Origin of the sequence: Intestinimonas sp. (genome assembly GCF_026169115.1) — a bacterium.
Taxonomy (GTDB): domain Bacteria; phylum Bacillota; class Clostridia; order Oscillospirales; family Oscillospiraceae; genus Intestinimonas.
Genome location: NZ_JAPFEA010000122.1, coordinates 19859 through 27455 on the forward strand (window position 1 = coordinate 19859; position 7597 = coordinate 27455).

The window sequence follows — 7597 nt, forward strand, 5'->3', positions numbered from 1 at the left end:
AAAGAGGAGCTGATACACGTTATATATTCTGAGCACCCCCATACTTTGACCGAATCGAGGAGGATATCGTCATGCACAAGAGCAAAAAACGTGGCCTCTGGCGCGGCCTGACCAGCGTCACCTGCTTCACCCTGTGCCTCTCCCTCATCCTGGGCAATGTCCTGGAGGCCAACGCAGGCACCATCGACACCTATCTGGGCACCGCCAGCGAGGTGTTCGTCTCCGACAACACCGAGGAGAACCCCCTGTACGACAAGTTCACGCCCCCCGCCGAGGTCCTGAACGCCGACGGCACCGGCAACTCCAAGGCCCTCATTGAGGCCGCCATCGACCTCAACCGCCAGGAAGTGGCCGAGGGCAGCGTGCTCCTCAAGAACGAAAACAACGTGCTGCCCCTCTCCAGCGGCTCCAACGTGACCCTGCTGGGCATCCGCTCCCACTCCAATCTGCTGGGCTCCAGCTTCGGCGTGAAGGCCCAGGGCGCTTACATCAGCCTGGAGCAGGCCCTGAGCCAGAACCGGACCGACTTCGCCAACACCATCGCCTGGTCCGTCGGCTCCCGCGGCGCCGCCCCCTCCGCCACCATCTCCGGCTGGACCGGCGACGAGTTCGACTTCGAGGGCGCCGGCTTCAACCTCAACCCCACCATGATCGACATTTACGAGAAGCTGGGCGAGACCTACATCCACTACGAAAATGAGCCCGCTGCCGAGGTCTATAATCCCGGCGAGCCCTCTGTGGATGAGATCGCCGCCGTGAACGGCAGCTACAAGGACAGCTTCGTCCAGTACGGCGACGCCGCCATCGTGGTCATCGCCCGCCCCAGCTGCGAGCAGGTGGACTATCTGCCCGGCGGCGTGGCCGAGGGCCTGGGCTTCGAGCACGGCGAGCCCCTCTCCCTGACCCAGAATGAGCTGGACGCCATCGCCCTGGCCAAGGAGTGCTCCGACAAGGTCATCGTTCTGCTCCAGAGCTCCGCCTCCGTGGAGATCGGCACCCTGAAGGACGACCCCGACGTGGACGCCATCCTCTGGATCGGCGCTCCCGGCTGCTACGGCATGCTGGGCGTGGCCGACCTCCTGTGCGGCCGGGTGAGCCCCTCCGGCGGCCTCTTCGACATCTTCACCGCCTACAACATGTCCGCTCCCGCCATGCAGAACATGGGCAAGATGTACTACACCAACACCGACGGGACCATCACCCGCACCGGCGGCGTGCTGGGCTTCACCCCCGGCGCCTACACCATCGAGGCCGAGGACATCTACGTGGGCTACCGCTACTATGAGACCCGCTACTACGACGCCGTGGCCGGCAACGGCAACGCCGCCTCCCCCGTTGGCGCCTACGGCTCCACCACCGAGTGGAACTACGACAACGAGGTCACCTATGGCTTCGGCTACGGCCTGAGCTACACCGACTTCACCTTCGAGTTCGAGGGCGAGCCCGTCTTCGATATCTCCGTGGACCCCGAGACCGGCGCTCCCAGCGCCTTCGCCACCTTCAATGTGAAGGTCACCAACGTGGGCGACACCGCCGGCAAGACCCCCGTCCAGATCTATGGCCAGGCCCCCTACATCGCCGGCGGCGTGGAGAAGTCCGCCATCCAGCTCCTCAACTTTGAGAAGACCGACCTGCTCCAGCCCGGCGACTCCGAGACCGTCTCCGTGAAGGTGGACCTCCAGTACATCGCCAGCTACGATGAGACCCATGACAACGGCAACGGCACCACCGGCGCCTACATCATGGACCCCGGCGACTACTACTTCTCCGTGGGCAACGGCGCTCACGACGCCCTCAACCACATCATGGCCGCCCAGGGCATGGACGCCGCCAAGATGTCCGGCGCCGGCAACGCCAGCCAGTCCTACAAGAAGACCATCACCGAGGACTTTATCTCCAAAACCCTGTTCTCCGTGTCCAAGACCGGCTATCAGATCTCCAACCAGCTGCCCTACGCCGACTGGAACTACTACCAGCCCGGCGAGGTCACCTACCTCACCCGCGCCGACTGGGCCGGCACCTTCCCCAAGACCTACGACGCCATGACCCTCACCAACGAGGAGCTCATCAACAACCTCAACGGCTATACCTATGAGCTCCAGACCGGCGACGACACCTCCGACATCGTCTGGGGCGCGGACAACGGCATCCAGTTCTATGAGATGTACGGCGTGCCCTACGACGATCCCAAGTGGGACGAGCTCCTGGATCAGCTCACCCTGGAGGAGGCCATGTATATCTTCACCTTCGGCGGTCCCTCCATCCCCGGCGCTGAGTCCATCGGCACTGTGGAGACCTACATGACCGAGAACGCCGGCAACGGCGTGGCCGTGAACCTCAACGCCTCCAAGGACCCCAACGCCCCCTGGGCCATCTCCGCCAGCGACCCCAACGGCAACTGGCACCCCGAGGTCTTTGCCAACGCCCCCATCGCCGCCTCTACCTTCAATCCCGAGCTTATGTATGAGCTGGGCCAGTTCACCGGCATCGAGTCCCTCTTCACCGGCATCAACATCCTGTGGGGCCCCGGTCTGAACACCCACCGTCACGCCTACAATGGCCGCAACGGCGAGTACTACTCCGAGGACCCCATCCTCTCCGGCGTGGCCGCCATGGAATTCGCCATCGGCGCTCTGGACTACGGCCTGGTGGCCGCCCCCAAGCACTTCGCCTTCAACGACCAGGAGTCCGAGCGCGGCGGCGTGTCCCCCTATATGACCGAGCAGCGGGCCCGCGAGGTGGAGCTGCGCGCCTACCAGCTGGCCTTTGAGGCCACCAAGTACGACACCGCCGACTACGACGCCGGCATGCGCGGCCTCATGACCTCCTTCTCCAAGATCGGCTCCATCGAGTGTACCGCCAGCGAGGGCCTCATGACCGAGATTCTGGCCAACGAGTGGGGCTTCATCGGCTACGCCGTCACCGACATCTATGACGACGTGGACCTCTGGAGCGCCGTCCTCAACTCCGGCACCACCTGCTTTGATACCCGCGGCCGCTCCGGCTTTTACAGCACCACCACCCTGAGCAACTCCGACCTGTTCCGCAACCTCATCGAGGGCGTTGGCCTGAATGAGCACTTCATCGATGGCGACGCCAACCTCCAGCTCAAGCTGAAGGAGGCCGTCCACAAGAACATCTACGCCTGGACCGAGAGCCACCTGATGAACCGCTACAACGCCACCACCCGCGTGGAGCGCCAGATGACCTGGTGGCGCACCGCCTACTACGCCGCCGCCGGCGTCTCCGCCGTGGTGATGGTGGGCAGCGCCGTCCTGTACGTCCTGTCCTCCAAGGGCAAGAAGAAGGAGGAGATCTGATATGAAAAAGTTCGGCATCGCCTGTTATCTCAACATCGTCGCCGCCATCCTGGGCATCGTGGGGCTCTTCCTCACCGTGCGCAGCAGCACCATGAGCGCCGACAACGCCCTCACCAACCTGTCCACCCTGATCCTGGCCGGCGTGGTGGCCATCGTCCTGGTCTGCGTGGCCATCGTGGCCCCCAGCCGTCTGGGCAACCATGACCCCCTCTCCACCGTCTCCGTGCTGGGCGCCATCGCGCTCTACTGCTACCTCTTCGGCTCCTGCGTGAGCCAGCGGGTCATGCTCATCGCCGGCCTCTTCTCCTTCAACGACGCCAACACCATGGGCTGGAGCATCTTCTACACCTGCATCGGCGCCTGGGTCTGCCTGCTCCTGGGCATCCTGCTCCTGGTGATCGGCAGCTTCCTCAACTCCGTGAAGGAGCCCAAGGCCGCCTGACCCCTTTCCCTTTCCGGGACCCTGTTCCGGGTCACGCTCATTCTGGCGCCCCGACCCGTCGGGGCAGGCGCACCGACGTCACCTGAGTCCCGGCTCCCGTCCTTCCACAGGCGGGAGCCGGTCTTTTTTCAGAAAGGAACGGATTTATGAAGCAAGAGCCCAGCAACGCCACGCTGAACCGGGCCAAGCCCTATCAGCTGGTCCTCTTCCCCCTCAACAACGGGGCCACCAACGTCTACTATGTCCTCATCCTCACCTACATCGCCACCTTCGGCAACGTGGTCCTGGGCCTGGCCATGGTCTTCGCCTCCTTCATGGTCACCGGCATGCGGGTCTTTGACGCCATCACCGACCCCATCATCGGCGCCCTCATGGACCGGACCAACGGAAAATTCGGCAAATTCCGGCCCTTCATGGTCATCGGCTGTGTGACCATGGCCCTCTCGGTCATCGCCCTGTACGTCCTCACGCCCTACATTCCCGAGCACATGATGTGGCTGCGCTACGCCGCCTTCGTCGTGCTCTACGCCGTGTGGGTCATCGGTTACACCTTCCAGACCTCGGTCACCCGGGCCGCCCAGGCCGTCCTCACCGACGACCCCAAGCAGCGTCCCCTCTTTACCATCTTCAACACCGTGGGCTCCCTGGCCGGCATGGGCGTCATGCAGTTCATCGGCCCCATCCTGGCCCGGGACAATATCTTTGGCGACTACAACCAGACCTGGTTCGCCGTCATGACTCCCATCGGCATCATCGTCTCCGTGGTCCTCACCGCCCTGGCCATCATCGGCATCTGGGAGAAGGATCAGCCCAAGTACTTCGGCCTGGGCGGCGCCAAGACCGAGAAGGTCAAGCTCTCCCAGTACCTCTCCATCATCAAGGCCAACAAGCCCCTCCAGCGGCTGATGATCGCCGGCGGCGGCTGCAAGCTGGCCCTCTCCATCGCCACCAACCTCACCGTGCTGGCCATGCTCTACTCCTGCATGATGGGCAACTATGACGTGCTCTACCTGCCCATGATGGTGCTGGGCTACGTCTTTGCGGTGCCCTTCTTCCTTCTCACCGTCCGCACCTCCCAGAAGCACGGCCAGCGGACCTCCCTCATGCGCTATGTGGGCGTGGCATTGGCCTGTTATGTGGTGGTCCTCATCCTCCTCATCCTGTGGAACCCGGGGAACGCGGCCTTCCAGCTGAGCCTCTATTCCACGGAGGGCGGCTTCCATCTCACGTTGAACCTCTATACCATCCTCTTTATCATTTTCTTCGGGGTGGGCTACGGCGCCTATTACGCCACTGCGGACATGCCCATCCCCATGGTGGCCGACTGCTCCGACTACGAGACCTACCGCACCGGCAGCTTCGTCCCCGGCATCATGGGCACCCTCTTCTCCCTGGTAGACAAACTGGTCTCCTCCCTGAGCGCCACCGTGGTGGGCGTGGCCTGCAGCTTCATCGGCCTGGACAAGCTGCCCACCAAGGCCACCCCCTATGTGGAGGGCATGAACATCGTGGTCATCGTCCTCTTCTGCGTCATCCCTATGGTCGCCTGGACCGCCACCCTTCTCTCCATGAAGGGCTACTCCCTCACCGGTGAGCGGATGAAGGAGATCCGCGCCGTCAACGCCGCCCGCAAGGCCGCTGTGGCCGACGGCATGAGCGTGGAGGAGGCTATGGCCACCTGGGTCACCATCGATCAGGTCCCCGAACAGTTCCGGACCTGACTTCCCTTCCATCTTGATACAAACTGACAGGAGGCATTATGAAACTTTCCTTCCGCTGGTATGGAGAGAGCGATCCCATCTCTCTGGAGTATATCCGCCAGATCCCCGGCATGCGGAGCATCGTCACCGCCGTCTATGACGTCAAGCCCGGCCAGGTATGGCCGGAGGCATCCCTGGCCAAACTGAAACAGGACTGTGACGAGAACGGCCTGGTCTTCGACGTGGTGGAGTCCATCCCCGTCCACGAGGACATCAAACTGGGCCGTGGCGACGTGGACGAGCTGCTGGAGGTCTACTGCGAGAACATCCGCCGCTGCGCCAAATACGGCGTCAAGTGCGTCACCTACAACTTCATGCCCGTCTTTGACTGGACCCGGACCCAGCTGGACAAAAAGGCCGCCGACGGCTCCACCAGCCTGGTCATGTACTGGGAGCAGATGAAGGGGCTGGACCCCCTCAAGGACGACATCCACCTGCCCGGCTGGGATTCCAGCTACACCCAGGAGGAGGTCCGGGAGCTCATCACCGCCTATGGCCAGCTGGGCGCGGAGGGCCTGTGGGCCAACCTGGAGCGGTTCCTCAAAAAGGTCATCCCCGTGGCCGAGGAATGCGGTGTGAAAATGGCCATCCATCCCGACGATCCCCCGTATCCCATCTTCGGCCTGCCCCGCATCATCACCTGCGAGGCCAATCTGGACCGGTTCCTCAGCCTGGTGGATTCCCCCGCCAACTGCCTGTGCCTGTGTACCGGAAGCCTGGGCTGCGCCCGGAGCAACGACATCCCCGCCATGGTCCGCAAGTACTCCGCCATGGGCCGCATCGCCTTCATGCACATCCGCAACGTGAAGATCCTGGAGGACGGCTCCTTTGAGGAGAGCGCCCACCTGTCCAGCTGCGGCACCCTGGACCTCTACGAGGTCGTGAAGGCCCTGGTGGAGACCGGCTTCGACGGCTATGTCCGGCCCGACCATGGCCGCATGATCTGGGGCGAGACCGGCAAGCCCGGCTACGGTCTCTTTGACCGGGCCCTGGGCGCGACCTATATCAACGGCCTGTTTGAAGCCTGCGAGAAGGCCAAGAAGTAATCTGCTGTTTGAAAAAAGGAGCTTTATGATGATCGATCTGCCTCTGAATGTAGATTTTACCGGCAAGGTGGTCGTGGTGACCGGCGCCGGCGGCGTGCTGTGCGGCGACATGGCCAAGGCTTTTGCCCAGGCGGGGGCCAAGGTGGCCGCCCTGGACCTGAATGAGGACGCGGTGAAGGCCCTGGCTGAGGAATGCAAGGCCCAGGGCTGGGTCTGTGAGGGCTACAAGGCCAACGTGCTGGAGCCCGAGGCCCTGGAGGCCGTCCACGCCCAGGTGCTCCGGGACCTGGGCCCCTGCGACATCCTCATCAACGGCGCCGGCGGCAACAACCCCCGGGCCACCACCGACAACGAGTACCACCACGAGGCCAAGGAGGGCCAGAAGACCTTCTTCGATTTGGACGCCGCCGGTGTGGACTTCGTCTTCAAGCTGAACTTCCAGGGCACCCTCCTGCCCACCCAGACCTTTGCCAGGGACATGGTGGACAAAAAGCACGGCTGCATCCTGAATATCTCCTCCATGAACGCCTATGTCCCCCTGACCAAGATCCCCGCCTACTCCGGCGCCAAGGCCGCCATCTCCAACTTCACCCAGTGGCTGGCCACCCACTTCGCCGGTACCGGCATCCGCTGCAACGCCGTTGCCCCCGGCTTCCTGGTCTCCAACCAGAACCGGAAGCTCCTCTTCAACGAGGACGGCACCCCCACTCCCCGTACCGCCAAGATTCTGGCGGGCACTCCCATGAACCGGTTCGTGGAGAGCGACGAGCTGCTGGGCGGCGTGTTCTTCCTGTGCGACGACAAGGCCGCCAGCGCCATCACCGGCGTGGTGCTGCCCATCGACGCCGGCTTCGCTGCCTACTCCGGAGTGTAATAAGCTCTTACTTTTAGAATCTGAGATCATGAAAAGGAGTGTCGCGATATGAACGCTATCAATCAGGCTATTTCTAACATCGGCGTTGTACCGGTGATTAAGCTCAACCACCCTGAGCGGGACGCTGTGGCCCTGGCCAACGCCCTGTGTGAGGG

At 63.1% G+C, this 7597-nt stretch carries 5 protein-coding genes; all 5 read left to right on the plus strand.

Annotated elements, in window-relative coordinates; all coding sequences use genetic code 11:
- Nucleotides 1-71: 71 nt before the first annotated feature.
- Nucleotides 72-3320, plus strand: a complete 3249-nt coding sequence (locus tag Q0Y09_RS10645; protein WP_297721244.1) for a glycoside hydrolase family 3 C-terminal domain-containing protein — start codon at nucleotides 72-74, stop codon at nucleotides 3318-3320.
- A gap of 1 nt (nucleotide 3321) precedes the next feature.
- Nucleotides 3322-3762, plus strand: a complete 441-nt coding sequence (locus Q0Y09_RS10650; RefSeq protein WP_297721247.1) for a hypothetical protein — start codon at nucleotides 3322-3324, stop codon at nucleotides 3760-3762.
- A gap of 146 nt (nucleotides 3763-3908) precedes the next feature.
- Entirely contained in the window at nucleotides 3909-5483 is a 1575-nt protein-coding gene (locus Q0Y09_RS10655; RefSeq protein ID WP_297721250.1) for an MFS transporter, read from the plus strand.
- A gap of 38 nt (nucleotides 5484-5521) precedes the next feature.
- Nucleotides 5522-6568 (plus strand): mannonate dehydratase, encoded by a 1047-nt coding sequence (uxuA, locus tag Q0Y09_RS10660; protein ID WP_297721253.1) that lies wholly within the window; start codon nucleotides 5522-5524, stop codon nucleotides 6566-6568.
- 28 nt (nucleotides 6569-6596) lie between these two features.
- Nucleotides 6597-7442: an SDR family oxidoreductase gene (locus Q0Y09_RS10665; protein WP_297721257.1), complete on the plus strand. Its 846-nt coding sequence runs from the start codon at nucleotides 6597-6599 to the stop codon at nucleotides 7440-7442.
- Nucleotides 7443-7597: the final 155 nt, after the last annotated feature.